We start from the raw sequence: 25,046 nt of genomic DNA, 5'->3' as shown, positions 1-25,046 counted from the left end.
AGCCCCGGAGCTGAAGCCCGGCGGCCCCGGAAATCACTTCGGGCCGCGGCGCCGGGACGGGACCCTCAGCCCGTCCGGCACCGCAGCCCGGAGTTCGGAGACTCAGGCGCGGTCAGGGCAGAGAGCGCCGCGAGTCTCGTTCCGCCTTCCTGTGCGGGGAAGGCAGAGTCTGTGGAGTTGTGTGTCCGGCCCTTCGCGAACCATTGTGGACTAGACCTTTTGCCGCTGTCCATGGGCTGAGGCGACTTCTTGTTCGCCACCCGCCGGTAGGCTCGACGCGTGCCCTCCATGAACGACCTCGTACGCCAGCACACCGCCCTCAGCGACCGCGATCTCGACTGGCTGCACCTGCTGGTGTCCGAGTGGCAGCTGCTCTCGGACCTCTCCTTCGCCGACCTGGTCCTGTGGGTCCCCACGCTGGACGGCGCCCGCTACGTCTCCGTGGCGCAGATGCGCCCCAATACCGGCCCCACCTCGTACCAGGACGACATGGTCGGGCATCTCGTTCCGCGCGGCCGCCGCCCGCTGCTGGACGCGGCCCACGACGAGGGCCGGATCGTACGGGAGGGCGACCCGGAGTGGCGCGAAGAGGTGCCCGTACGGGTCGAGTCGATCCCCGTGCGCCGTGAGGGACGGGTGCTCGGCGTGATCGCCCGCAACACCAACCTGCTCACCGTCCGTACGCCGAGCCGGCTCGAGCTGACGTACCTTCAGAGCGCCTCCGATCTCGCACAGATGATCGCTGCCGGATCGTTTCCCTTCCCCGGCGAGCAGGGCGACACGGATGTCTCCCCGAGGGTCGGCGACGGGCTGATCCGGCTGGACGCCGAGGGCGTCGTGCAGTACGCCAGCCCCAACGCGCTCTCCGCGTACCACCGGCTGGGCCTGGCCGCCGACCTGGTCGGCCTCCATCTGGGCCAGGCCACCACCGAACTGGCGCCGTCGCGTGGCCCCGTGGACGAGGCGATCGTGAAGCTGGCGAGCGGCTGGGCGCCGCGTGCGGCGGAGGTCGAAGGCAACGACTGCGTCGTGCAGTTGCGCGCGATCCCGCTCAAACCGAAGGGCACCCGCATCGGTTCGCTCGTCCTGCTGCGGGACATCACGGAGGTACGGCACCGGGAGCGCGAGCTGCTCACCAAGGACGCGACCATCCGGGAGATCCACCATCGGGTGAAGAACAATCTGCAGACGGTTGCCGCGCTGCTCCGGCTGCAGGCCCGGCGGATGGACTCCGACCGCGGCCGCGACGCGCTCAACGAGGCCGTACGGCGGGTCGGTTCGATCGCGATCGTGCACGAGACGCTGTCCCAGACACTGGACGAGCGCGTCGAGTTCGACGAGATCGCCGATCGTCTGCTCGCGATGGTGGCGGAGTTGTCGCCGGGCCGGGTCACAAGTCGCCGGGCCGGGCGCTTCGGCATCCTCGACGCCGAGGTCGCGACCCCGCTGTCCATGGTGCTCACCGAGGTCCTGCAGAACGCTCTGGAGCACGGCTTCGGGCCGGACACGCTCGGCACGGTCGAGGTCGGAGCCGTACGCGGCGGGAACGTGGGCCGCGAGGCGGGACGGCTGCTGGTGACGGTGCAGGACGACGGGTGCGGTCTGCCCGAGGGCTTCGACGCGCGGAGTTCGGGCAACCTGGGACTGCAGATCGTACGGACGCTGGTGGAGGGCGAGTTGGGCGGCACGTTCGACATGGTGCCGGCGCCGGAGCGGGGCACCCGCGTGATCTTCGACCTGCCGGTGGCACCCGAGAAGCCTTAGGGCCGGGGCCGGCCCCGCCGCGCTCGCGGAAGGGCTGTTGGGGGCGCACAGACCGCGAGCCCCGGACGGTGACTTTCGTCGTCACGTTCCGGGGCTCAGGGCGTATGTGCGATGCGTATCAGGGCACTGCGCGCTGCGGGTCGAGAGCAGCTGGTGGCAGTCGGGGGGTCAGTCAGGCGGTCGCGGCGTTGTTCCGCGCCCGGTTGCGGGCGGCGCGGCGCTTCATCGCGCGGCGCTCGTCCTCGCTGAGGCCACCCCAGACACCGGAGTCCTGACCGGACTCCAGCGCCCACTGCAGGCACTGCTCCATGACGGGGCAGCGGCGGCAGACGGCCTTGGCTTCCTCGATCTGCAGCAGCGCGGGACCGGTGTTGCCGATGGGGAAGAACAGCTCGGGGTCTTCCTCGCGGCAAACGGCGTTGTGACGCCAGTCCATGGCTGCTACCTCTCCTCGTGCTACGGGTACGTTGCTTGTGAATGTGAACGCTTTCACGAATCCCTCCACGGGGGAAGGGGCACTGCGCAAGATGTGATGCGCGTCCCACAGGAATGAGGAGGAGGATTCGGGCTCTCAAGGGGGCCGACAACGAGCCGTCCCGATCGCCATGAAGAGACTCGCAAACCTCGGCTGCGGATACAACCCCTTGCGGAAAGTTTTTTTTGATTCCTTGGTGTCGCATCGCTCACAGCCGTACTTCCAGTGGGTGGAAGCCAGCCTAAACGTTCGAGTAAAAGGACTTTAGGCCCTTCGGCTTACACAATCACGCGCAGTGCACGCCGTACGCCTGTGAACTGAACGCTGGTACGGAGTCCCAGGTGGTCACCGTCCATCTGGAACGGCAGTGGGACCTGCGAATGCAAGGTGAAACCACTCAGGTCGTGCAGGGATACCGCGTGCTTGCCGTGCGGGCCGCGTTCGGGCGTGGAAGTGAGCAGCTGGGTGCCGTAGCGGCTGACGGCGGCGGGCGTCAGTTTGGACAGTCCCAGCAGGTCAAGGCCGGTGTCGAAGGAGGTGCCGGGGACCGCGTACATCGGGCGGTTGCCCAGATAGGTCCAGGGCGCCGTGTTGCAGATTATGGACATCACGAGCTTCTCGACGGGCTCCTCGCCCGGGCGCTCCAGTGTGATCGTGCCGTGCCTCCGGTGCGGCTCCTTGAGGAACTGGCGCATCACCTGTCGTACGTACAGCGGGTGCGTCGAACGCTTGCCCTTCTCCCGCTGCTGTTCGACCCGGCCGATCACTCCCGCGTCGAATCCGTAGCCCGCGCAGAAGGTGAACCAGCGCGGCGGCACTCCGGCGTCGTCCGAGTCGGGCGGTCCCGCCGCCAGCCCGAGCCCGACCGTACGTTCGCGGCCTTCGCGCAGCGCGTCGAGCAGGACGCCGGTGGCCTCGACGGCGTGGTTCGGAAAGCCGAGCGCGCGGGCGAACACGTTCGTGGAGCCGCCGGGGACGACGGAGAGGCGGGGGAGCCGGTCCGGGTCGGGGCCGTCGTGCAGCAGGCCGTTGACGATCTCGTTGACGGTGCCGTCGCCGCCGAGGGCGATCACCAACTCCGTCTCGCCGTCCTGAGCCGCCAGCCGGCCGAGGTCGCGGGCGTGGCCCCGGTACTCCGTCGTCGCCACTTCCAGCTTGAGGTCGCTGGCAAGTGCGTGCGAGAGCACGTCACGCGTCCGCGCGCTGGTGGCGGTGGCTGCGGGATTGACCACGAGAAGTGCGCGCATGAAGGGCAGCGTACCCACGGTGCGGTACGGGGCCCAGCCCGGTGCCGGGCTACCCTGCTGGGGTGAGTGACACCACCGCGCCCCACGCCCGTCCCGCCCGCATCACGGCGGCGGCTCTGCTGACCGCACTCGAAGGAGTGGTCATTGCCGGGTTCGGCCTCGTCTCGCTGGTGATGCTCTTCACCGGCGATCCCGACGGTATGACGCAGGCACTGACGATGGCCCTCACCGTGCTCGCGCTGTCCGTGCTGCCGCTGCTGGCCGCGCGAGGGCTGTGGCTGCGGCGGCGCTGGAGCCGGGGGCCTTCGATGATCACTCAGCTGCTGGCGTTGCCCGTGGGCTGGCAGATGGCGCAGAACGGCGGCGCCTGGACCGCGGGGGGAGCGCTGATCGGTGTGATCGCGTTCGCCGTGCTCGTGTGTGTGGTCAACCCCACCGCGACCGAGGCGCTCGGCATCGGGCCCAGGGACGCGTAGCCAGGGGCGCCAGGGGGCGTCCGAAGGGCGCCCGGCCGACGTATGAGCCCGGAACACCGGGCGCGGACGTCGCGTGCGGGGACATCCGGCGCAGGAACGTTCAGCCCGGGAAGTCCGGCCCGGAGCCTTCCGCTTCAAGGGGGCGCGTGGCGCGCGGACGGGCGCGCCACACTGCCGCCTACTCCTCCACGAGCAGCCGGTCGCGAAGCTGGGCCAGCGTGCGGGCCAGCAGCCGGGAGACGTGCATCTGGGAGATGCCGACCTCCTGGGCGATCTGCGACTGCGTCATGTTGCCGAAGAAGCGGAGCAGCAGGATCTTCTTCTCGCGCGGCGGCAGCTCCTCCAGCAGCGGCTTGAGCGACTCGCGGTACTCCACCCCCTCCAGGGCGTCGTCCTCCGCGCCCAGGGTGTCGGCGACGGCGGGGGACTCGTCGTCTGTGTCGGGCACGTCGAGCGACAGGGTGCTGTAGGCGTTCGCGGACTCCAGGCCCTCCAGCACCTCCTCCTCCGAGATCGCCAGCCGCTCGGCCAGCTCGTGCACCGTCGGGGCGCGGCCGTGCTGCTGGGACAGCTCGGCGGTGGCGGAGGTGAGCGACAGCCGCAGCTCCTGCAGCCGGCGCGGCACGCGGACCGCCCACCCCTTGTCCCTGAAGTGCCGCTTGATCTCGCCGACGACGGTGGGGGTGGCGTACGTCGAGAACTCCACGCCCCGGTCCGGGTCGAACCGGTCCACCGACTTGATCAGACCGATCGTCGCGACCTGCGTGAGGTCGTCCAGCGGCTCGCCGCGGTTGCGGAATCGGCGGGCCAGGTGCTCGACGAGCGGCAGATGCATCCGCACCAGGTGGTTGCGCAGCTCCGCGCGGGCGGGGGAGCCGTCGGGCAGCTTGCGCAGCTCGATGAACAGGGCACGCGCACCGCTGCGGTCGTGCGGGTCGTACTGCCCGTACTCGGTGTGCCCCTGCTTCTCGCTCCGCTGCTTTTCCATCGAGTCCGCCCGCTCTGCCTGCTCCGCTCGCTCCGCCCGCTCCACTCGCTGACTGCCGGGGTCGGCCGGGTGCGGCCGGGCCTGCTGCTCGGGAATGCCGGGACCGGCCGCCTCGAAGCGGCCCGCCCACGCTTCTCGTGCCTCGTGCTCGGTCACGACGATTCCGGACCCGCGCCGCGCTGCTTGCGCAGACTGATGCTGACCGTACGGTCCTCTGACACCACCGAGTCCACCTCCCCGGCCAGGGCGGTCAGCACCGTCCAGGCGAAAGTGTCACGCTCAGGAGCCCGGCCGTCGGTCGTCGGCGCCGAGACCGTCACCCGCAGCGAGTCGCCGATCAGCTCGAAGACACAGCTCAGCACCGAGCCGGGGACGGCCTGCTGGAGCAGGATGGCGCACGCCTCGTCGACCGCGATCCGCAGATCCTCGATCTCGTCGAGAGTGAAGTCCAATCGGGCCGCGAGCCCGGCTGTGGCCGTACGCAGCACGGACAGATAGGCACCCGCAGCGGGCAGCCGGACCTCGACGAAGTCCTTGTCTCCGGGCTCGCCTGCGATCTGGGACACCCTCACCTCCAAGGTGGCGCAAGCTGGTTAGGCTCGATGGCTGTTTACCAACGCTCCGGTCCGGGGGCTCTGCGCAGTGCCTGCAGAGCCGCACGGGCCGACGCGGCGGATGGTACGACTGCGACGCTATCGCGATCCGACTCGGGATGTCGCCCGGACGAATCTTGAACGGCCGCCGCCGCCCCATCCTGGGGGCGTCACCCATAGTAAACACATGGGTACTGTCCGTGGCTAGGGGGTAAGGCCCTCAAATCCAGGACGATTACGCTGCGTTGGCGTCGTCCGGCGCGCGCAGTGGCTCTCCGGGGATCCGGAAGAGCACCCGGCGGTCCCGCCACCCGGTACCCCGCGGCTCGTATCGCAGCCGATGGAAAGGGGTACCTCAGGTTCCATACCCACGAGTTGGGGCGTTCATAGCAACACCCGGCACGGATCTGGGCGAAAGCGGAAGGCGGTTCCTTTGCGTGACCGCAAGCGGAGCGAGGCGGTACGGTCGCGCAGCCGTGCCGGACACGCAGCGTGACAGCGATGTCGGCGGCTAACCCGTGATCACGGCCGTGACGGTGCTCCCCGGCGCGAACGAGCCCTCCACCGTGAGTGTGCGGAGGGCGAACAGCAGCTTGGCCACGTAGACGCGGTCGAGACGGTCCGTGCCCCCGTCGTGCGCCCCCTCCCCCGACGCTCCCAAGTCGTCCCTGGCCAGTACGGCGGCGTGCCGGGCGGCGAAATCCGCGGCGAAGGCGTCGAGCTCACCGGTCGTCCGCGCGTAACCGCCGCAGTGGAAGCGGTCGTCCAGCGTCCAGTCGCCGCGCGGGCCGCCGAACGCCTCCCGCTGCAGCCGCTCCACCTCGGCGCCCAGGAAGCCGCCCTTGAGCACGGGTATGCCCAGTGCGCACCCTGGTGCGGATGTGGAGGATGTGGAGGGTGTGCCGTACGTGTCTTCCGCGCCGTACGTGCCGAGCCCGGCGGCCAGTCCCGCCAGCGTGCCGCCCGTACCGCAGGCGACGGCGGCGACGTCCGTACGGCCGCGCAGCTCGTGGCCCAGTTCCGTGCAGCCGTGTACGGCCAGGGCGTTGCTGCCGCCCTCGGGGATCGCGTAGAAGTCGCCGAACCGGTCGTGCAGCCCGGCGGTCCAGGCGGGGTCGTTCCGGCGCCGGTACGCGGCGCGGGACACGAAGTGGAGCCGCATGCCGTCGGCGGCGCACCGGGCGAGCGACGCGTTGAGCGGGCGGTCGGCCAGCTCCTCGCCGCGGACGACGCCCACCGTGGCGAAGCCCAGGAGGCGTCCCGCGGCGGCGGTGGCGCGCAGGTGGTTGGAGTAGGCGCCGCCGAAAGTGAGCAGCGTACGGTGGCCGGTTTCGGCCGCGGCGCGCAGATTCGGCGCGAGCTTCCGCCACTTGTTGCCGGGCAGCGCCGGGTGGATCAGGTCGTCCCGCTTCAGCAGCAGCCGGACGCCCCGCCGCGCGAACCGCTCGTCGGCCACCTCCTGGAGGGGCGACGGCAGTCGCGGGGCGAGGGCGTCCAGCCGGTCCGCTGTCACGCGGGGCCTGCGGGGCACGCGGGGCCTGCGGGGCACGCGCGTTGCACGGGGCACGAGGGGCACGCGGGCTGCGCGGGTTGTGCGGTCACAGGCCGATTCTCACCCGGGCCGGCCCGCGGCTCGACCCGGCGCCCTCCCGTGCCCGGCTCTCACTTGAGCCGTTCCGCGATGCGTTCCCGCATGTCGTCCATGCTGAAGCCGCGCGGGTCCACCTTCTGGTTCGTCCACTCCTTGTGGCCGATGACGGACGGCGCGTTCCAGCCGTGGTGGCGGCAGAGCGCCGCGGACGCCTTCTCGATGGCCTCGAGCTGGGCGGCCGGCCAGGGGTCCTCGCCGTCGCCGAGGTTCTCGCACTCGAAGCCGTAGAAGCGGCTGTTCCCGTCGGTGTTCTGCTCGTTGGGCGCGGGGAGTCCCTTCTCCGCGATCACGGCGCGCAGCACGTCGTCGTCGCCCAGCCCGGCGTGGTTGGCGCGGCCGTGGCCGACGAGATGGACGGTGCCGTCCTTCGTGATCACGCCGTGGCAGAGCGGCCCCGGCAGCTCGGCGTATCCGTCGTAGCAGATGTCGACGGTGCGCTCGGCACCGCTGGTGACCGTGTGATGGATCATGATGCCGTGCACTGGCCCCCAGGCGCCCTTGTGGTTGCGGTTGTGGTTCCGCCAGTCGCGCACTTCCGCGACGGTCAGACCCTCGTCCTCGAGGGCCGCGACCAAGGCGTTCGCGGTGATGGGTGTGGCCATGCTCGCCTCTGTTTCTCCTGGTCTCGGATGACGTCAGGGGCCGAAGCCCGTACTTTCGCTTTTACTGGAAACCACCGTTCCCCGCCAGGGCGCCCGAGCGCGCCATAAGCGCCTGTGCGCACTCTTCGCGCCGGTATGGGCGGATCAGCACCGGGATGCGGGCCCGGGCACGCCGCGCGCGGCCGGAGCGGACCATCGAGCAGTCTTCCAGGAAGACCTCCCAGGAGGCGCACGCCTCCTCCAAACGGCCGCAGGAGAGCAGCAGTTCGGCGAGCTCCGCGTGGCTCAGCGCGCGGGCGCGCCGTTCGTCCACCGGGCGGGACCGCAGGGACGCGCGCAACTCGCGTATGGCGCCGCTGCGGTCGCCCAGTCCGGCGCGTACCTGCCCGGTCTGGTACTGGAGCGCGGCCTCCTGATAGCCGCCGACGGGGCCGCCGCCCAGGGCGTCGGCGTGTGCCATGGACTGCTCGGCGCGGCGCAGCGCGGCCAGTGCGTCGGCGCGTCCGCCGCCGTCCGCCGCCGCGACGGCCAGTCCCGCGTAGAGGAACGCGCGCGCGGACGGCTCGGTGTCCGGCGGCGCCGTCTCGCAGGCGGCCTCGGCGAGCGCCAGGCTGTGCCGGTGGTGCCCCAACTCGTGCGCCTGCGTGCTCAGTGCACGCCGCGCGAGCGCGGAGCCGGCCGGGTCGCCGGCCTCCTCGGCCAGTTCACCGGAGGTGAGGAAGGCGCGCTGGGCGAGTCCGTGGCGCTGCTCGTCGGCGTATACGCGGGCGAGCAGGTAGCTCAACCGTGCGGCGCCGGACAGCAGTTCGCCGCGGTACGGGCCCGCCGCCTCCGGGTCGCGCAGCCGGCGGGCCAGCCCGGAGACGTACGCGGCCAGCGGCGCGCGGATGTGCCCGCCGCCGCGCCGGTCGGCCTGCTCGGCGAAGAAGTACGCGTGCGCGCGGACGGAGGCGACGTCCGCCGGGCCGCAGTCGGCGCGCTCCGTGGGCTGCGCGCCCTGCGCGTGCTCCGCGCGCTGTGCCGGTGCGGGCCGCCCGCGTACGCCCTCCGGTCCCGTCAGTGCGGCGTTCCCCGCCGGTCCTCCGGGTCCTGCCGGTCCTTTCGGCCCTGTCCGGCCCTCCGGCGGTACGGACTTCCCCTCCGGCGGTACGGACTTGGGCTCCGTGAGGAGCGTCAGCCGGTACGGCGCCGGGGTCTTCGCGTGCGCGCGCGACGGGCCCGCGGCCGGCGCCGTGAGCGCCGCCAGCGTGTCCAGCGCCCGTACGCGCGGATCCGGCCAGTCGGGCGGCGCGGCCGTGCGCCCGTACGGCCGCCGGCCCGGGCCGCCGGTGCCGCCCATGCCGAGGTCGGCCACCGTCACCGGGCGGCGCAGGCGGCGGCTGAGCGCCTCCGCCATCAGCCGCTGGACCGCGGGCCCGGGGCGGCTGCCGCGCAGCCAGTGGGCGACGGAGGTGCGGTCGTAGTGCAGGTGTGCGCCCGTCTCGGCGCCCAGCCGCGCCAGGGCGCGGGCGAAGGCCGCCTGCGTCCAGCCGGACTCCTCCAGCAGCGCGCGGAGCGCGTCGTTGGGGGTGCGGGTGCGGCTAGCCGAGCGCATCGCGGTCCTCCTTCCGGAGATCGAGTCGAAAGCGGATCGGATCGTTCACTGAGCCCTCCTTGGTTGCTCTCCGTACGCATCTCTGCCTACGGAGGGGTACTTCGACTCAACCCCAAGTAACCTACGACGGGGAGCATGTGCCTCGTACAGGTGGTCGTGCTGTATTCGCACCCCGTGTGAACGGATGTGCCCTTACTCTGCGAAACACGTGATGAAGGACCGGAGGGCCGCGATGGAGCCGAACCGCCAACTGGACGCGCTGCTCGATCAGGCCGGGATGTCCCGGGCCGGACTGGCCGCGCGGATCAACCAGCTCGGCAACGACGCCGGGATCACCCTGCGTTACGACCACACGGCTGTGGCGCGCTGGCTGAAGGGCCAGCGGCCGCGCGGCCGGGTGCCCGAGCTGATCTGCGAGATCCTCGGCCGCCAGCTCGCCCGTACGCTCACGCTGGACGACATAGGCATGGCGGCGCCCTCGGAGCCGCCCGCCCAACTCGTCGCCGACGTCGGCGGACTGAACCGTTTCCTCGAACGGGCCGCCGTGCTGTGGCGATCCGACCAACTGCACGGCGAGGCGCCCGGCCCGTCGCTGCTCACGGGCGCGGCCGCGGCGGCGCCCGTATGGGAGTGGGAGAACCCGCCGGAGGACCTCGACGTCTCACACGCCGGCCGCCGGCAGGTGACCGACGCCGAAGTGGCTGTGCTGCACGCGGCACGCGGCCACTATGAGCACCTGTACCGGAATGCCGGCGGCGTCGCCACCCGCCCCCGCGTCGTCGGCTTCCTGACCGCCGAGGTGGCGCCGCTGATGCGCGGGGCGTACGACGACCGCACCGGTCGCAAGCTGTGCCGCGCGGCCGGCTCGCTGGCCGCGGTCTGCGGGATCTGCGCGTACGACGCGGACTCGCAGGGCCTCGCCCAGCGGTACTTCCACCAGGCGCTGCGGCTCGGAAAGGCGTCCGGGGACCGGCTGTTCGGCGGGTACGTGGTGTCGCTGCTGGTGAACCAGGCGCTGTTCCTGGGAGACAACCGGCACTCGATCGCGTGCGCCGAGTCGGTGTTACGCACCACCGGTCCGCACGCGAGCCCCGCGCTCGCCACCGACCTGTACGCGATGCAGGCGAAGGCGTACGCGCGGCTCGGTGACCGGGGCAGCGCGCACCGCTGCATGCGGCTGGCCGAGACGTTCTCCACGCGGATACGTCCGGAGGAGGAGCCCGAGGAGACGGGCTACGTACAGCCAGGGCTGCTCGAAGTGCGGGTGGCCGAGGCGCTGTTGGTGCTGGGGGACGTGAAGGCCGCCGGCCGGTATGCCGAGGAGGCCGCCCGGGCACCCGCGCACGTACGAGGACGGGTGAACCGGCTCGCCACGCTCACCGACGTCGAGCTGCGCAGCGGCGAGGCGGAGCGGGCGGCGGCGACTGCGGCCGAGATGGTGGGGCATGCGCAGGGGATCGAGTCACAGCGGCTGCGGGACCGGATGCGAGCGGTCCGCGACCACTTGGCCGGGCACCCCGGCACGTCCGCGGCGGAGGCCGCGCGGCTGATCGACGAGGCACTGCAAGTCCCCCTCTGAGGCCGCATGCTGGAGTGCCCAACTTCTGCGGGGAAGGGGGCACTTACGTGCTATGGAAGAACCTGGGTGAGCACACGGTGTACGAGAACCAGTGGCTGCGCGTGAACCTGGCCGATGTGGAACTGCCCGACGGCCGCCGCCTCGACCACTACCTGATAAGGATGCGGCCGGTCGCCATGGCCACCGCCGTCAACGAGCGGAACGAGGTGCTGCTGCTCTGGCGGCACCGCTTCATCACCGACAGCTGGGGCTGGGAACTGGCTGCGGGCGTCGTCGAGGACGGCGAGGACATCGCCGCCGCCGCGGCCCGCGAGATGCTGGAGGAGACCGGCTGGCAGCCGGGCCCGCTGCGGCACCTGATGACGGTCGAGCCGTCCAACGGGCTGACCGACGCGCGGCACCACATCTACTGGGCGGAGAGTGCCGCGTTCGTCGGCCACCCGGAGGACGACTACGAGTCGGACAAGCGCGAGTGGATGCCGCTGAAGGAGGCGCCGGACCTGATCGCACGGGGCGAAGTGCCCGCCGCGAACTCGGCCGCGGCGCTCCTCATGCTCCACCGGCTGCGCTTCGGCTGACCGGCGCGACCGGCGGGACCGGTGCGCGCAGCGAGCACGACGCGCGAGGTGCGTACGGTGCCGGCTAGCGCAGTGCGCCGTCGCCGTGCTGGGCGATGTGCTGCTCGAGAGCGGCCATCGCCTGCTGCACGTTCGCGGCGGAGCCGGTGCCGTGCTGCTCCGCGTAGTAGGCGGCGCCCAGCTTGCGGACCAGGTCCTGGCCCGCGCGCTGGGCCTGCACCTCGCCGACCTTCTCCTTGCCCTGCGAGAGGCCGCGCTGCGCCTGCTCCTTGGCCTTGTCGAGGAACCCTGCCATGGTCTGTCTCCTGTGGTGGATCTGGATGGGGAATGGATCCGGATCCCGATACCTGGATCCCGATGGGTGTGCGAGAGGCTGAGTGCCCTCTGCCCGGCCAACGTATGCCGTGATCACTCGGTTCCCTGTGGAGGGACACAGAGGATGTCGAGTACGAGGGCGGTCAGCGCGGGCACCGCCGGGTGGGCCGCGGTGCCGGGCCAGACCAGCCGTACGGGCACGTCGTCCGTCCCGGCCAGCGGCCGGTAGACGACACCGGGGTGCGGGTGCAGCTCCGCGGTGGCGGTGGTGGAGGTGCCGACGGCGCTGCCGCCCGCGATGACGCCCAGCCAGTCGTCCGTGTTGCGGACGCGTACGGCCGCGGCCTCGTCGGGGCGGATGTCCTGCGGCCACAGTTCGAGCGTCGTCAGGCCGGCCACGGTGTTCAGCACGACCGGCTGACCCGACAGGTCCGCCAGGGTCAGCGGTTCCGGGCGGGTGGCGAGCGCGCTGCCGGCGGGCACGGCAGCGACGCGCGGCTCGTCCAGCAGCCACTCGCTGCGCAGCCCCTCGGCGTCCTCCGGAAGCGGCCCCCGTACGACCGCCGCGTCCACCTCGCCGCGCAGCAGGCCGGCCGTACGGTCGTCGACCCGGAGGAGTTCGAGCGGCGTCAGCGGGTGCTCCTCGCGCCAGCGGCGCAGCAGGGGAGTGGTCCAGCGGCCGAGCGCGGACCAGGCGTGCCCGAGCCGCAGCGGGCGGTTGGCGGCGCGGGCCGGGTCGAGCGTCTCGTCGACGGCGGCCACGGCGGCGGCCGCGCGGTCGCGGAAGGCGCGTCCCTCCGGGGTGAGTTCCAGGTGGTGCGTGGACCGGTCCACCAGCCGCACGCCCAGGTGGTCCTCGAGCCGGCGCAGCCGGCGGGAGAGCGTCGGCTGGCTGAGCCGCAGGACGGCCGCGGCGCGTGTGACGCTGCCCTCCTCCGCGATGGCGAGGAAGGCGCGCAGATGACGCAGGCCAGCGGTCATGCGTCCCGAGCATAGCCGCCGGTGAACCGGCATTTCACGCGGCGCACTGTGCCCTTCTAGCGTGGCCGTATGGGCAGCGCGGCGGCACGAGGGACACCGGAGACACAAGGGACACCGGCGGCAGGGGGCGCGGCCGCCGGCGCCCGCGCCGCGGGGACGGCGCGCGCGGGCGGCCGTACGCCGCACGGCGCGGGCCGCGTCGGCGCGGTCGGGCTGGTGTGCGCGGGCGCGCTCTCGCTGCAGTTCGGCGCTGCCGTGGCGGCGCTGCTGTTCCCGCGTGCGGGGGCCATCGGCGTGGTCGCCATGCGGCTCACGTTCTCCGCGCTGATCATGCTGGCGCTGTGCCGTCCGCGGCTGCGCGGCTACACGCGTACGGACTGGACGGCGGCCGTCGGCCTCGGGCTGGCCCTGGGGGCCATGAACACGCTGATCTACCAGGCGATCGCCCGCATCCCGCTCGGCGCGGCCGTCACCCTCGAACTGCTGGGGCCGCTCGTGCTCTCGGTCGTCGCCGCGCGCCGCGCCGTCAGCCTGCTGTGGGCGGCGCTCGCGCTGACGGGCGTGTACCTGCTGGGCAGCAGCGGCTTCAGCGAACTCAACTTCACCGGCGTCGGCTTCGCCCTCGCGGCGGGCGCGACCTGGGTGGCGTACATCATGCTGAACGCACGCGTCGGCGCCCGCTTCCCGAAGGCGGACGGGCTGGCGCTGGCCATGGGCGTCGCGGCGCTGATCAGCGCGCCCGTCGCGGTGGTGAGCACGGGCACCGCGCTGCTGGACCCGGTCACGCTGGCGCTGGGCGCGGCGGTGGCGGTGCTGTCCTCGGGGCTGCCGTACACGCTGGACCTGTTCGCCCTGCGGCGCCTTCCGCAGGCCACGTTCGCCGTGCTGATGAGCCTGATGCCGGTGGCCGCCGCGACCGCCGGGTTCGTCGTGCTCGGGCAGGGCATGGAGCCGCTGGAGCTGCTGGCGGTGGCGCTGGTCATCGCGGCGAGCGTGGGCGCGGTCCGTACGGAGCCCCGTACCGGCCCGCGTACGGCGCCCGCGCACGGGGCGGACGCGGCGCCGCCCACGTAGCGGGCGCAGGCCTGTGCGGCGGGCACCGTACGGTCGGCGGGCGCCGCCCTCTGCGGCGCCGCATAGGGTGGCCCGGTGAGCGAACGCCAGACCATCCGCTGGATCGAGGGCGGCGAGGAGCGGTCCGCCCGGTGGCGTTCCGAGAGCGGGGCGCGCGTACCGGCGCGCGTGGCCGTCGCGGACGACCGCACCCGCGCTGCCGACGCGTACAAGCGCGTGTGCGAGGGCACGGCGCTGCTGTACCGCGGCGACTTCCAGAACGCGCGCCAGCTGCTGACCGCCCTCGCCCACCGGGTGGACCGCAAGCCGCGTACGGCGGACGGCACCACGGGCGAGCCGCGGGACCTCTTCCACCGGCACCGCGCGCGGCAGGCGCAGCGCGCCCGCATCCTCGGCATGCTGCTCGTCCCGCTGGACGGCGGCCACGCGGTGCCGCTCCGCCGCGCACCCACCGTCGCGGACGCGTGCACCGCCGCCTTCGGCCCGCCGGACGGCGCGCCGTCGGTGCTGCCGCTGCGCGAACTGCTCGGCGTGATCGGCGCGTACGAGTGGCAGCGCAAGGGCGTCGAGATCCCGGCGCTCGGCGGTGACCGCGTGCACCCGGCGTACGGCGTCTTCTCCCCGGTGCGCGGCGAGTACGTCGACCTGGTGGCCGAAGCGCCCCTGCCGGAAGGGGCGGTGGGGCTCGCGTACGACATCGGCACCGGCACCGGCGTGCTGAGCGCCGTGCTCGCACGGCGCGGGATCCGGCGCGTGATCGCCACGGACACCGATGCGCGCGCCCTCGCCTGCGCGCGGGCGAACGCCGAGCGGCTGGGTCTGGCGGAGCGGGTGGACGTACGCCGGGCGGAACTGTTCCCGGACGGGCGGGCGCCGCTGGTCGTATGCAACCCGCCCTGGGTGCCGGCCAAGCCCACGTCGCCGCTCGAGCACGCCGTCTACGACCCGGGCAGCCGTATGCTGCGCGGCTTCCTCGCCGGACTGGCGGACCACCTCGAACCGGGCGGCGAGGGCTGGCTGATCCTGTCCGACCTGGCCGAGCACCTGGGGCTGCGTACGCGGGAGGAGCTGACGGGCTGGATCGGCGCGGCGGGACTGCGCATACGGGGGCGCGCGGACGCGGCCCCGCGCCACCCGCGCGCCGCGGACGCGGATGATCCACTGCACGCCGCGCGCGCGGCGGAGGTCACCTCCCTGTGGCGGCTCACCGCCGGGGAGTGACAGGCGGCGGGGGAGTGACAGGGCGCGCACGGAACGGCGCCCGGCCCCGCAGTCAGCGGGCCGGGCGCCGTCTCCGTGCGTCAACGGGTCCTGGTGCACACGCCCTTCACACCGTCCCGGCTGTCGCCAGCCCGCCGGAAGGGACGGTCAGCGGGCAGTCACCGCAGACCCGGTGCGGGCTCAGTGGGCCTTGGCGAACGCCGCGTTGAGGTCCATCTGGTTCAGGCCGTTCGCCCACAGCTCCTCGACCCGTGCGGACTCCTCCGCGTTGGGCTGCGAGTTGGTGCAGGACGGGCCGGGGCCGCCACCCGACATCAGTTCCTCGCACGGGCCCTCGTAGTGGTCCGGGAGGCCGAGCACGTGGCCGGTCTCGTGCGCGGTCACGCGGGTGGAGTCGTACTCCTCGTTCTGCGCGTAGTCGAGGAAGATGTAGCCGTGTCCGTGGCCGTCCGTGGAGGCGTACGAGCCGCGCGGGTCGTTGCCCTCGCGGTAGTCGAAGTCGCTGCCGCCCTCCTGCAGGGTGACGTTGTCCACCGCGGCGTTCCAGATCTCCGTGCTCTTCGCTATCTCCGCAGCGAAGGTCGGCGCGCCGCTGGCGTCGTAGGAGACGGTGACGGCCTGGATGCCGGGCTTCTCCGCCTGCTTCTCCATGGCGATCTTCATGATCGCCTTGAAGAAGGCCTTGTTGCCCGCCTGGTCGGCCTTGCTGCCGGTGTAGCCGGCGGTGACGGAGGTGTCCTGCGGGGCGGCCGCGGAGGTGGACGCAGCCGCCGGCACGGCGGACATGCCGGCCGCGAGGCCGAGTCCGAGCACGCCGGAGAGGACGGTACGGGAGAATCTCATGGGGGGTTTCCTCCTCGTCGTCCGTGGGATCACGGCCGCCTGGAACGTGGGGCGGCGGCTGGATCCAACGGATGAAGGTTCGGTCCCGCAGAGTGTCGAGGAGGCTACGGGCCGACGGGATGATGTCAGCAGGCGATAGCCCCGTCGAATACCCGTCCGGAAGGGGCGAGTGTGAACGGACCTGTCGCATCCTGAGTCTGGTGCGGCGAACAGACGCGCGGCTATGCTCCCGGCGTGGAGCTCGAGGTGAGGCACCTTCGTGCCCTGTGCGCGATAGCCGACACGGGCAGCGTGCGAAAAGCCGCCCGCCAGCTGGGTGTTACCCAGCCTTCGCTGACGACCCAGCTGGGCCGCATCGAACGGGCCATCGGCGGACAGCTGTTCACCCGTGAGCGTACGGGCAGCCGTCCGACTCCGCTCGGCCGCTCCGTCCTCTGCCGTGCCCGCCCCATAGTGGCGGAGATGACGGCACTCGTCACCGAGGCGAAGGATTCGGTGATGCTCGCCGGAGGGGCGAGGTTCCGCATCGGCAGCACCGGAAACCGGGCCGTGGCCGGGTGGTTGAGGCGGCTGCACGCGCGGCTGCCGGACACGGACATCACGATCCGGATCGACGTCTCACCCAACACGCTGCTCCAGATGGTCGCCGCCAACCAGCTCGACGTCGCCTTCGTGCACGAGGTCGCGGGCTGCCCGCTGCACATCCCCGACGGCGTACGGCAGCGCGTCCTCGTACAGCGCGAGCCGCAGTTCGTCGCGCTGCCCGCCACGCATCCGGCGGCGGCGAAGGAGCAGGTGGCCCTCACCGACCTTGCCGGGGAGCGCTGGATGGTGGACCCGAGCGTCGACGGCGAATGGGCGGGCCTGCGCCGGGTGTTCGCCGCCGAAGGGCTCAACCCGCGTGTGGTGCACGGCGATTACCTCACCGGAGCCGACCTGGTGGCCGCCGGCGAGGTGGTCAGCCCGTGCCAGCCGACGTCGCGGCCGCGCCCCGGGATGGCGATACGTCCGCTGCTCGGCGACCCGCTGACCGTACGGCTGCTGCTGGCGAGCCGGGAGGTCGCCTCCCCGGAGGCGGAGACGAACCTGGACGCGGTCTTCGCGGACCTGGAGGGCTCGTACCGCGAGGCGGCCTGGACGAGCGCCGCGTACCGGCAGTGGCTGATGTTCCACGACAGCCCGCTGCTGCGCTCGCACGCGGCGTAGCGGCCCGGCGCGCGTACGGACGGCTCGCCCGCGCCGTACGTACCTGGCACGGATGAACCCGCTCATTTCAGACCCGGGCCGCTCCCGGGGCAGCATGTGACGGCGGCGCGCCGCAGGTCCGCGGCCCGGCGAGGGGGCAGGTGTCGCGCGAGCGCGCACACGAGATATCTTGATATCGAGACGATGCATACATGGAGCGGAGTTCCGGTGACTGACTCGACCATCATCTATACGGACACTGACGAGGCCCCGGCCCTGGCGACGTACTCGTTCCTGCCGGTGGTCAAGGCATACGCCTCGACGGCCGGGGTTACCGTCGAGAGCCGCGACATCTCCCTGGCGGGGCGCATCATCGCCGGCTTCCCCGAGTGGCTGGAGCCGGGTCAGCGCATCGGCGACGGCCTCGCCGAGCTCGGCGACCTCGCCCAGCAGCCCGAGGCGAACATCATCAAGCTGCCGAACATCTCCGCCTCGATCCCGCAGCTCAAGGCGGCGGTCGCGGAGCTGCAGGAGCAGGGTTACGCGCTGCCGGACTACCCCGACGACCCCAAGACGGACGGGGAGCGGGACATCCGCGCCCGTTACGACAAGGTCAAGGGCAGCGCGGTCAACCCGGTGCTGCGCGAGGGCAACTCCGACCGGCGCGCGCCCGCCTCCGTGAAGAACTACGTCCGGTCGCACCCGCACCGCATGGGCACGTGGTCGGCGGACTCCCGTACGAACGTGGCCCACATGGTCGCCGACGACTTCCGCTCCACGGAGAAGTCCGCGGTCATCCCGGCGGACGGCGCGCTCCGTATCGAGCTGGCGGCGGACGACGGCAGCACCACGGTGCTGCGCGAGTCGGTGCCCGTGCTGGCCGGCGAGGTCGTGGACGCGGCCGTGATGCGGGTGGCGGCGCTGCGCGAGTTCCTCACGGCGCAGATCGCCCGCGCCAAGGCCGAGGGCGTGCTGTTCTCGGTGCACCTGAAGGCCACGATGATGAAGGTGTCCGACCCGATCATCTTCGGTCACGTGGTCCGCGCCTTCTTCCCCAAGACGTTCGCCGAGTACGGCAAGACGCTGACGGCGGCCGGGCTGACCCCGAACGACGGTCTCGGCGGCATACTCAAGGGCCTGGAGTCGCTGCCCGACGGCGCGGCGATCAAGGCGTCCTTCGAGGCGGAGCTCGCCGAGGGACCCGACCTGGCGATGGTCGACTCGCACCGCGGCATCACCAACCTGCACGTGCCGAGCGATGTCATCGTCGACGCGTCCATGCCCGCGATGATCCGTACGTCCGGTCACATGTGGAACGCGGACGATCAGGAAGCGGACACCCTCGCGGTGATCCCGGACAGCAGCTATGCCGGTATCTACCAGGTCGTGATCGACGACTGCCGTGCGAACGGCGCGTACGACCCGGCCACCATGGGCTCGGTCCCCAACGTCGGGCTGATGGCGCAGAAGGCCGAGGAGTACGGCAGCCACGACAAGACGTTCGAGATCCCGGCCACCGGGACCGTGCGGGTCGTCGACGGCGCCGGCAACGCCGTCCTCGAGCAGGCCGTGAGCGCCGGCGACATCTTCCGCATGTGCCAGACCAAGGACGTGCCGATCCGCGACTGGGTCAAGCTCGCCGTCACCCGCGCCCGCGCGACCGGTGCCCCGGCCGTGTTCTGGCTGGACGAGGGGCGCGCGCACGACGCGAACCTCATCGCCAAGGTCAAGGAGTACCTCCCGGAGCACGACACCGAGGGGCTGCGGATCGAGATCATGTCGCCCGTCGACGCGATCGCGTTCTCCCTGGAGCGGATCCGCCGCGGCGAGAACACCATCTCGGTCACCGGCAACGTGCTCCGCGACTACCTCACCGACCTGTTCCCGATCCTGGAGCTGGGCACGAGCGCCAAGATGCTCTCGGTGGTGCCGCTGATCAACGGCGGCGGGCTGTTCGAGACCGGAGCCGGCGGCTCCGCGCCGAAGCACGTACAGCAGCTGGTCAAGGAGAACTACCTCCGCTGGGACAGCCTGGGCGAGTTCCTCGCGCTGGCCGTCAGCTTCGAGCACCTGGCGCAGAAGACGGACAACGCGCGCGCCAGGATCCTGGCCGACACGCTGGACCGGGCGACCGCCACGTTCCTCAACGAGAACAAGTCGCCGACCCGCAAGCTCGGCGGCCTCGACAACCGCGGCAGCCACTTCTACCTCGCGCTCTACTGGGCCCAGGAGTTGGCGAAGCAGACCGAGGACGCGCCGCTCGCGGAGGCGTTCCGGCAGCTCGCCGACACGCTCGGCGAGCAGGAGCAGACGATCGTCGGTGAACTGCTCGCGGTCCAGGGGCAGCCGGCCGACATCGGTGGCTACTACCGGCCGGACGCCGCGAAGGCGGCGGCGGTCATGCGGCCGTCGAAGGTCTTCAACGAGGCGCTGGCGACCCTCGGCTGACGGTGCCTCGGGGGCCGGAGCACCGAGCTCCGGCCCCCGGAACCCGTACCGGCACCGGCACCCGTACCGGCACACGAAAGACCGCACCCGGCCCGCACGTACGCCTCACGGCGTGTGTCGCGGGCCGGGTGCGGTCGTGTGTGACCTCACCGGCTCAGCCGTTCTTGGTCTCCCAGAAGATCTTGTCGATCTGGGCGATGTGGTCCAGGGCCTTCTGGCCCGTGGCCGGGTCGGTCGAACCCTTGGCGGCGCTGAGCGCCTTGAGGGTGTCGTTCACCAGCTGGTGCAGGTTCGGGTACTTCTCGAAGTGCGGTGGCTTGAAGTAGTCACTCCAGAGCACCGACACGTGGTGCTTGGCGAGCTCTGCGCGCTCCTCCTTGATGACGGTGGCGCGGGCCCGGTAATGCGGGTCCTCGTTCGCCTGGTACTTCTCCTGGATGGCCTTGACGGACTCGGCCTCGATACGTGCCTGGGCCGGGTCGTACACGCCGCAGGGGAGGTCGCAGTGGGCGCTGACCTTCACCTTTGGGGCGAACAGGCGGGAAAGCATAAAGCTGTCCTTCCTCGTGATCGTCTTCTCACGTGCGAGATTACTCCGTGCGGGAGCTCTTTTCGCGTGTGGCCCCGGGTGCCTAGGACAAAAGTCCAGTGGGAGTCTGGGACAGGTGGAGGATCGGACCGGAGGCGGACAGATGCCGGAGCGGGCGCGGGAACGGCCGCAGGAACGGGAGCAGCAGGACGCGCACGGCCGGGGTCTGCTGTCGCGAATCGGCCTCGCGGAGGTGTACAACCCGTCGATGATGCCGACCCTGCGCCCCGGCGACCAACTGGTCGTGCACTACGGCGCGGCCGTACGGCCCGGGGACATCGTGGTGCTGCGGCACCCGTTCCAGCACGACCTGCTGATCGTGAAGCGCGCGGTGGGCCGGCGTACGGGCGGCTGGTGGGTGCAGGGTGACAACCCCGCGGTGTTCAACGACAGCCGCGAGTTCGGCGCCGTACCGGACGAGTTGCTGGTGGCGCGGGCGTGGCTGCGGCTGCGTTCGCCGCGCGGGATTCAGCTCTCCGTGACCTCGGTGCTCGGCTGGGCGCTCTCGGCGGTACGCCCCCTGGGGCCGTTCTCCAGGCGTTTCCGGGCGCGGTAGGCGGCCACGTTGGCGCGGGTCGCGCAGCGGTCCGAGCAGTAGCGCCGGGAGCGGTTGGTCGAGGTGTCCAGATAGGCGTTGCGGCACGGGTGCGCCTGGCAGATGCCCAGCCGGTCCACGCCGAGCTCGGTGAGGCTGAACGCGAGCCCCATGCAGGCGGTGGCGGCGTAGCCCGCGGTCGCGTTGGCGGGGTGGTCGGCCAGGTGCATGTGCCAGCGCGGGCGGCCCTGGTCGTCCAGGTACTCGTGGCCGGAGATCTGCGGGCTGGTGGGGAACTCCATCAGAAGCGAGTTCAGCAGGTCCACCGCCCGTACCTCGTCGCCCTCGGAGGCGGCGCCGAAGACGGCGCGCAGCCGGGTCCGTACGCCGCGCAGGCGCGTCACATCGGCGTCGGTCGCGCGGCGGGCGGCCTGCTGGCCGGGGCCGAACAGCTCGCGTACGGCTTCGACGGTGGTGAGCGTGTCCTCACCGCGTTCGGGTTCCTCGGTGTTGACCAGACGGACGGCGAAGTCGGAGTAATAGCTCAGTTCCACTTGTGATCCTTACGGCTGGCCGTCTATGGTCGGTAATGGCTGAATGGCTATCCAGGCTATTACATGCGGCATGGAGGAGGAGCGGTGACGATCGAGGCGACGGGGCACCGGAACGCACGGCCTTCGGAGTGGCAGGCGTGGCAGGACAGCTGGGATCGCCAGCAGGAGTGGTACCTGCCTGACCGCGAGGAACGCTTCCGGGTGATGCTCGACATGGTCGAGGCACTGGTGGGGACCGCGCCCAGGGTGCTGGACCTCGCGTGCGGTACCGGCAGTATCTCGGACCGCGTGCTGAAACGGTTCCCGAAGGCCGAAACCACCGGCGTCGACCTCGACCCGGCCCTGCTCACCATCGCCCGCGGGCACTTCGAGGACGAGCCCCGCGCCACGTTCGTCACCGCGGACCTCACCGACCCGGCGTGGCCGGACCGGCTGCCGCACCGCTCGTACGACGCCGTGCTGACCGCCACGGCGCTGCACTGGCTGCGTACGGACGCGCTGAGCGCGCTGTACGGCCGACTCGCCGGCGTGGTCCGCGAGGGCGGCGTCTTCATGAACGCCGACCACATGCCCGACGAGACCACGCCGCGCATCGACGAGGCCGCGGGCGCCTTCGACCGGGCCCGCCGCGAGGCGGCGAAGGAAGCCGGGGCGCAGGACTGGGTGGACTGGTGGCAGCGGGTCGCCGACGACGAGCGGCTGGCAGGCGCCGCCGCCGAGCGCTTCGGCATCTTCGGCAACCCGATCGAGGGCGACCACTCCGACGGCGAGGTCCAGTCCGTCGCCTGGCACGTCCGGACGCTGCGCGAGCACGGCTTCGCCGAGGCGAAGGCCGTCTGGTGCGCACCGGCCGACGCGCTGGTGCTGGGGCTGCGGTAACCGGGCCCGCGGCAGCGGCAGCGGCAGCGGCAGCGGCCGCGGCAACGGCTCCCGGCGTCCGGGCGCGCGGAGGGGAGCGGCCGGGCGACGGGCGTACGCGAGGGGTGGTACGGGCGTGCAGCACGCTCGTACCACCCCTCGCGCCGTCTCCTGGACGGCGATGGCCGCGGTTACCTCCGGGCCACGCCCTCCGCGCGTGCCGCCGCGGCCACCGCCGAGGTGACCGCGGGCGCCACCCGCTCGTCGAACGGCGACGGGATGACCTTCTCCGCGCTGAGCTCGTCGGCGACGACCGCCGCCAGCGCCTCAGCCGCGGCGATCTTCATGCCCTCGGTGATCTCGGACGCGCGCACCTGGAGCGCGCCGGCGAAGACACCGGGGAAGGCGAGGACGTTGTTGATCTGGTTCGGGTAGTCGCTGCGGCCGGTGGCGACGACCGAGGCGTACTTGCGGGCCACGTCCGGGTGGATCTCCGGATTCGGGTTGGCCATCGCGAAGATGAACGAGTCCGGCGCCATGCTGGCCACCGCGGGCTCCGGAACCGTACCGCCGCTGACCCCGATGAACACGTCGGCTCCGGCCAGCGCGGTCTCCAGGGAGCCGGTGCGGCCCGCCTTGTTGGTGAACCCGGCGAGGTCGCGCTTGACCGCGGTGAGGTCCGTACGGTCCGCCGAGACGACGCCCTTGCGGTCGCAGACCACCACGTCGCCGATGCCGGCCTCGACCAGGATCCGCGAGATGGCCACGCCGGCGGCGCCGGCGCCCGAGATGACCACGCGCAGCTCGCCGAGCTGCCGGCCGCTCACGCGCGCCGCGTTGCGCAGCGCGGCCAGGGTGACGATGGCGGTGCCGTGCTGGTCGTCGTGGAAGACGGGAATGTCGAGGCGCTCCTTGAGCCTGTCCTCGATCTCGAAGCAGCGGGGCGCGGAGATGTCCTCCAGGTTGATGCCGCCGAAGGACGGCGCGAGCCGCGCGACGGTCTCCACGAGGTCGTCCACGTCACGGCAGTCGAGCGCGATCGGGACCGCGTCCACGCCGCCGAACTGCTTGAACAGGATGGCCTTGCCCTCCATCACCGGAAGCGACGCCTCCGGCCCGATGTCGCCCAGGCCCAGCACCGCGCTGCCGTCCGTCACCACGGCCACGACCTGGGACTTCCAGGTGTAGTCGTGCACCTGCTCCGGGTGCTCGGCGATCGCGCTGCACACCTTGGCGACCCCGGGCGTGTACGCGAGGGACAGGTCGTCCGCGTTCCGCACCGGCACGGTGGCCTGCACGGCCATCTTGCCGCCGCGGTGGAGGGCGAATGCCGGATCGATGACATCCCCTTCCAGCCCGTCCTGAGAATTGACGATCTCCGCTGCCACTTTGTGGACCCCTTTTTCGTGAATATGGCGAGGGTGGCCGCTCCCGGTTGTGAGGAACGGGCGGGCACCACGTCCGCGACCGGGGCCGCGGATGGCCGCTGCCCCCGGGGGAGTTACGGACGCCGGGCGCGCCGCACACGCGCCCTGGGTCCCCGGGTGAGGGGTGTAACTGTCTTTTCTACCGGATGACTGCCACCAGGGACGAACGGCTTTGGTCACACAGCGCTGACACCCGGCGGCAAGTCAGTGCAAAAAGGGTCGAGTCGCCTGGTGAATCGAGGGTTCCTTTAGCGCGCCCCTGGCGCCCTGTATGCGGAGTGAGCTATCCGTTATCCGATTTTGACATCGGGGACGCACTGATCCCCGCAGTCCGGATGGCAAGATGCCCCCCATCACACGTGGTCGTGACGTTCGAAGATCCGTTCCCCGACAGGCGACTACCTCACCCAGCAGGAGGACCTGGCAATGACCGTAAGCACCACCCGTCGCTCCACCGCCGTCCGATCGCGGGCCGCGGCGGCCGGAGCCATCGCGGTCGCCGGAGCCCTGCTGCTGAGCGGCTGCGGGGACCAGACCGACGACGCGAGCGGCGGCGAGAAGACGAAGGGGAAGGACGCGCCCCTCTTCGACAAGCTGCCGAAGAAGATCCAGGACGCCGGCGTGGTCAAGGTCGGCTCGGACATCGCGTACGCGCCGGTCGAGTTCATGGACGAGAACAACGAGGTCGCGGGCATCGACCCGGACATCGCCAAGGCGCTGGGCGAGCAGCTGGGCGTCGAGTTCAAGTTCGCGAACGGGACCTTCGACGGGCTGGTGACCGGCCTCAACACGGGCCGCCACGACGTCATCATGTCGTCCATGACGGACACCAAGGACCGTCAGCAGGGTCTGGACGAGAAGGGCAAGAAGGTCGGCTCGGGCGCCGACTTCGTCGACTACTTCAAGGCCGGCTCCTCGATCCTCGTCAAGAAGGGCAACCCGGAGGGCATCAAGTCCCTGGACGACCTCTGCGGCCGGACGGTCGCGCTGCAGCGCGGCACGGCCAACGAGGACCTGGCCAAGGAGCAGAGCAAGAAGTGCGACAAGCCCATCGAGGTGCTCGCCTTCGAGAAGGACACCGAGGCGCTGCTCCAGCTGAAGCAGGGCCGCGCGGTCGCCGACCTGAACGACTTCCCGGTGGCGGCGTACAACGCGAAGACCTCCGGCGGCGGCAAGGACTTCCAGGTCGTCGGCGACCAGATCAACGCCGCCCCGTACGGCATCGCGGTCAGCAAGAAGAACACCGAGCTGCGCGACGCGGTGCAGGCCGCCCTCACGGCGATCATGAAGAACGGGGAGTACGAGAAGGTGCTCAAGAAGTGGGACGTGACCAACGGCGCCCTGAAGAAGGCCACCGTCAACGCCGGTGAGTGACACCGGCCAGCGATCCCGCGCAGGTGCCGGTGATCCCCCGGGCCGGTGATCCCGCAGGTCCGTGATCCCGTGCCAGAACCGTTCCGCCGTGCAGT

General features: G+C 71.6%; 24 protein-coding genes. 11 read left to right on the top strand and 13 right to left on the bottom strand.

From position 1 onward, the window contains the following. Positions 1-288 precede the first annotated feature (288 nt). Entirely contained in the window at positions 289-1,764 is a 1,476-nt protein-coding gene (locus DVA86_RS01390; RefSeq protein WP_208884286.1) for a sensor histidine kinase, read from the top strand. A 172-nt stretch (positions 1,765-1,936) separates the two neighbouring features. Here the strand turns inward: DVA86_RS01390 and DVA86_RS01385 are convergent, their stop codons facing one another. Continuing rightward, positions 1,937-2,200, bottom strand: coding sequence for a WhiB family transcriptional regulator (locus DVA86_RS01385; RefSeq protein WP_027747983.1), 264 nt, complete (start codon positions 2,198-2,200; stop codon positions 1,937-1,939). 317 nt (positions 2,201-2,517) lie between these two features. Beyond that, entirely contained in the window at positions 2,518-3,486 is a 969-nt protein-coding gene (locus DVA86_RS01380; protein WP_208875061.1) for a diacylglycerol/lipid kinase family protein, read from the bottom strand. A 62-nt stretch (positions 3,487-3,548) separates the two neighbouring features. Here DVA86_RS01380 and DVA86_RS01375 point away from each other — a divergent pair, with 62 nt between their 5' ends. After that, the gene (locus DVA86_RS01375) at positions 3,549-3,962 is read left to right on the top strand and encodes a hypothetical protein (RefSeq protein WP_208875059.1); all 414 of its coding nucleotides are present in this window, start codon (positions 3,549-3,551) and stop codon (positions 3,960-3,962) included. Between the two features lie 178 nt (positions 3,963-4,140). Here DVA86_RS01375 and DVA86_RS01370 read toward each other — a convergent pair whose 3' ends face one another. The 5 genes from DVA86_RS01370 to DVA86_RS01350 form a co-directional block, all read right to left on the bottom strand. Next, positions 4,141-5,106 (bottom strand): RNA polymerase sigma factor SigF, encoded by a 966-nt coding sequence (locus DVA86_RS01370; protein ID WP_208875058.1) that lies wholly within the window; start codon positions 5,104-5,106, stop codon positions 4,141-4,143. Then, a complete protein-coding gene (locus DVA86_RS01365) occupies positions 5,103-5,516 on the bottom strand; it encodes an ATP-binding protein (RefSeq protein ID WP_208875056.1) in 414 nt (137 codons plus the stop codon). The genes DVA86_RS01370 and DVA86_RS01365 overlap by 4 nt, the downstream gene beginning before the upstream one ends. Before the next feature lie 538 nt (positions 5,517-6,054). Further along, positions 6,055-7,056: a 1-aminocyclopropane-1-carboxylate deaminase/D-cysteine desulfhydrase gene (locus DVA86_RS01360; protein WP_208875054.1), complete on the bottom strand. Its 1,002-nt coding sequence runs from the start codon at positions 7,054-7,056 to the stop codon at positions 6,055-6,057. A gap of 149 nt (positions 7,057-7,205) precedes the next feature. Beyond that, a complete protein-coding gene (locus tag DVA86_RS01355) occupies positions 7,206-7,796 on the bottom strand; it encodes an N-acetylmuramoyl-L-alanine amidase (protein ID WP_208875053.1) in 591 nt (196 codons plus the stop codon). 61 nt (positions 7,797-7,857) lie between these two features. Then, positions 7,858-9,390, bottom strand: coding sequence for an NsdA family TPR-like regulatory protein (locus DVA86_RS01350; RefSeq protein WP_208875051.1), 1,533 nt, complete (start codon positions 9,388-9,390; stop codon positions 7,858-7,860). A gap of 232 nt (positions 9,391-9,622) precedes the next feature. Between DVA86_RS01350 and DVA86_RS01345 the strand changes: the two genes are divergently transcribed. Both DVA86_RS01345 and DVA86_RS01340 read left to right on the top strand, forming a co-directional pair. Further along, a complete protein-coding gene (locus DVA86_RS01345; protein WP_208884284.1) occupies positions 9,623-10,969 on the top strand; it encodes an NsdA family TPR-like regulatory protein in 1,347 nt (448 codons plus the stop codon). A 47-nt stretch (positions 10,970-11,016) separates the two neighbouring features. Next, entirely contained in the window at positions 11,017-11,547 is a 531-nt protein-coding gene (locus tag DVA86_RS01340; protein WP_208875050.1) for an NUDIX hydrolase, read from the top strand. Between the two features lie 64 nt (positions 11,548-11,611). Here DVA86_RS01340 and DVA86_RS01335 read toward each other — a convergent pair whose 3' ends face one another. Both DVA86_RS01335 and DVA86_RS01330 read right to left on the bottom strand, forming a co-directional pair. Then, positions 11,612-11,842, bottom strand: a complete 231-nt coding sequence (locus tag DVA86_RS01335; RefSeq protein ID WP_208875048.1) for a hypothetical protein — start codon at positions 11,840-11,842, stop codon at positions 11,612-11,614. A 113-nt stretch (positions 11,843-11,955) separates the two neighbouring features. Continuing rightward, positions 11,956-12,843 carry a LysR family transcriptional regulator gene (locus DVA86_RS01330; RefSeq protein WP_208875047.1) on the bottom strand — a complete coding sequence of 296 codons (888 nt, stop codon included), beginning with the start codon at positions 12,841-12,843 and terminating at the stop codon, positions 11,956-11,958. 69 nt (positions 12,844-12,912) lie between these two features. Here DVA86_RS01330 and DVA86_RS01325 point away from each other — a divergent pair, with 69 nt between their 5' ends. Further along, positions 12,913-13,917 carry an EamA family transporter gene (locus DVA86_RS01325; protein WP_208875046.1) on the top strand — a complete coding sequence of 335 codons (1,005 nt, stop codon included), beginning with the start codon at positions 12,913-12,915 and terminating at the stop codon, positions 13,915-13,917. Between the two features lie 75 nt (positions 13,918-13,992). After that, positions 13,993-15,138 (top strand): N5-glutamine methyltransferase family protein, encoded by a 1,146-nt coding sequence (locus DVA86_RS01320; protein WP_208875044.1) that lies wholly within the window; start codon positions 13,993-13,995, stop codon positions 15,136-15,138. Between the two features lie 180 nt (positions 15,139-15,318). Here the strand turns inward: DVA86_RS01320 and snpA are convergent, their stop codons facing one another. Further along, positions 15,319-15,981, bottom strand: coding sequence for a snapalysin (snpA, locus tag DVA86_RS01315; protein ID WP_208875042.1), 663 nt, complete (start codon positions 15,979-15,981; stop codon positions 15,319-15,321). Positions 15,982-16,227: 246 nt separating this feature from the next. Here snpA and DVA86_RS01310 point away from each other — a divergent pair, with 246 nt between their 5' ends. Both DVA86_RS01310 and DVA86_RS01305 read left to right on the top strand, forming a co-directional pair. Next, positions 16,228-17,187, top strand: coding sequence for a LysR family transcriptional regulator (locus tag DVA86_RS01310; RefSeq protein WP_208884283.1), 960 nt, complete (start codon positions 16,228-16,230; stop codon positions 17,185-17,187). Between the two features lie 207 nt (positions 17,188-17,394). After that, positions 17,395-19,614: an NADP-dependent isocitrate dehydrogenase gene (locus DVA86_RS01305; RefSeq protein WP_208875040.1), complete on the top strand. Its 2,220-nt coding sequence runs from the start codon at positions 17,395-17,397 to the stop codon at positions 19,612-19,614. A gap of 154 nt (positions 19,615-19,768) precedes the next feature. Here the strand turns inward: DVA86_RS01305 and sodN are convergent, their stop codons facing one another. After that, positions 19,769-20,164, bottom strand: a complete 396-nt coding sequence (gene sodN / locus DVA86_RS01300; protein WP_208875039.1) for a superoxide dismutase, Ni — start codon at positions 20,162-20,164, stop codon at positions 19,769-19,771. A 142-nt stretch (positions 20,165-20,306) separates the two neighbouring features. Here sodN and sodX point away from each other — a divergent pair, with 142 nt between their 5' ends. Then, a complete protein-coding gene (gene sodX, locus DVA86_RS01295) occupies positions 20,307-20,759 on the top strand; it encodes a nickel-type superoxide dismutase maturation protease (RefSeq protein ID WP_208884281.1) in 453 nt (150 codons plus the stop codon). Here the strand turns inward: sodX and DVA86_RS01290 are convergent. Next, on the bottom strand, positions 20,672-21,292 hold the full coding sequence (locus tag DVA86_RS01290; RefSeq protein ID WP_208875038.1) for a CGNR zinc finger domain-containing protein: 621 nt from the start codon (positions 21,290-21,292) through the stop codon (positions 20,672-20,674). The genes sodX and DVA86_RS01290 overlap by 88 nt on opposite strands. Positions 21,293-21,376: 84 nt before the next feature. Here DVA86_RS01290 and DVA86_RS01285 point away from each other — a divergent pair, with 84 nt between their 5' ends. Further along, on the top strand, positions 21,377-22,171 hold the full coding sequence (locus DVA86_RS01285) for a class I SAM-dependent methyltransferase (protein ID WP_245996207.1): 795 nt from the start codon (positions 21,377-21,379) through the stop codon (positions 22,169-22,171). A gap of 170 nt (positions 22,172-22,341) precedes the next feature. Here DVA86_RS01285 and DVA86_RS01280 read toward each other — a convergent pair whose 3' ends face one another. Next, positions 22,342-23,538: an NAD(P)-dependent malic enzyme gene (locus DVA86_RS01280; RefSeq protein WP_281279262.1), complete on the bottom strand. Its 1,197-nt coding sequence runs from the start codon at positions 23,536-23,538 to the stop codon at positions 22,342-22,344. 465 nt (positions 23,539-24,003) lie between these two features. On the opposite strand from DVA86_RS01280, the gene DVA86_RS01275 reads away from it, so the two are divergent. Beyond that, on the top strand, positions 24,004-24,951 hold the full coding sequence (locus tag DVA86_RS01275) for an ABC transporter substrate-binding protein (RefSeq protein ID WP_208875036.1): 948 nt from the start codon (positions 24,004-24,006) through the stop codon (positions 24,949-24,951). Positions 24,952-25,046: the final 95 nt, after the last annotated feature.

Source organism: Streptomyces armeniacus (assembly GCF_003355155.1).
Classification (GTDB): domain Bacteria; phylum Actinomycetota; class Actinomycetes; order Streptomycetales; family Streptomycetaceae; genus Streptomyces; species Streptomyces armeniacus.
This window is presented reverse-complemented; position numbering and strand designations above follow the sequence as displayed.

Coding starts and splice junctions, on each gene's coding strand:
- DVA86_RS01325 (WP_208875046.1), top strand. CDS start 12,913: ATGGGCAGCGCGGCGGCACGAGGGACACCGGAGACACAAGGGACACCG.
- DVA86_RS01350 (WP_208875051.1), bottom strand. CDS start 9,390: ATGCGCTCGGCTAGCCGCACCCGCACCCCCAACGACGCGCTCCGCGCG.
- snpA (WP_208875042.1), bottom strand. CDS start 15,981: ATGAGATTCTCCCGTACCGTCCTCTCCGGCGTGCTCGGACTCGGCCTC.
- DVA86_RS01390 (WP_208884286.1), top strand. CDS start 289: ATGAACGACCTCGTACGCCAGCACACCGCCCTCAGCGACCGCGATCTC.
- sodN (WP_208875039.1), bottom strand. CDS start 20,164: ATGCTTTCCCGCCTGTTCGCCCCAAAGGTGAAGGTCAGCGCCCACTGC.
- sodX (WP_208884281.1), top strand. CDS start 20,307: ATGCCGGAGCGGGCGCGGGAACGGCCGCAGGAACGGGAGCAGCAGGAC.
- DVA86_RS01275 (WP_208875036.1), top strand. CDS start 24,004: ATGACCGTAAGCACCACCCGTCGCTCCACCGCCGTCCGATCGCGGGCC.
- DVA86_RS01335 (WP_208875048.1), bottom strand. CDS start 11,842: ATGGCAGGGTTCCTCGACAAGGCCAAGGAGCAGGCGCAGCGCGGCCTC.
- DVA86_RS01385 (WP_027747983.1), bottom strand. CDS start 2,200: ATGGACTGGCGTCACAACGCCGTTTGCCGCGAGGAAGACCCCGAGCTG.
- DVA86_RS01380 (WP_208875061.1), bottom strand. CDS start 3,486: ATGCGCGCACTTCTCGTGGTCAATCCCGCAGCCACCGCCACCAGCGCG.
- DVA86_RS01330 (WP_208875047.1), bottom strand. CDS start 12,843: ATGACCGCTGGCCTGCGTCATCTGCGCGCCTTCCTCGCCATCGCGGAG.
- DVA86_RS01355 (WP_208875053.1), bottom strand. CDS start 7,796: ATGGCCACACCCATCACCGCGAACGCCTTGGTCGCGGCCCTCGAGGAC.
- DVA86_RS01345 (WP_208884284.1), top strand. CDS start 9,623: ATGGAGCCGAACCGCCAACTGGACGCGCTGCTCGATCAGGCCGGGATG.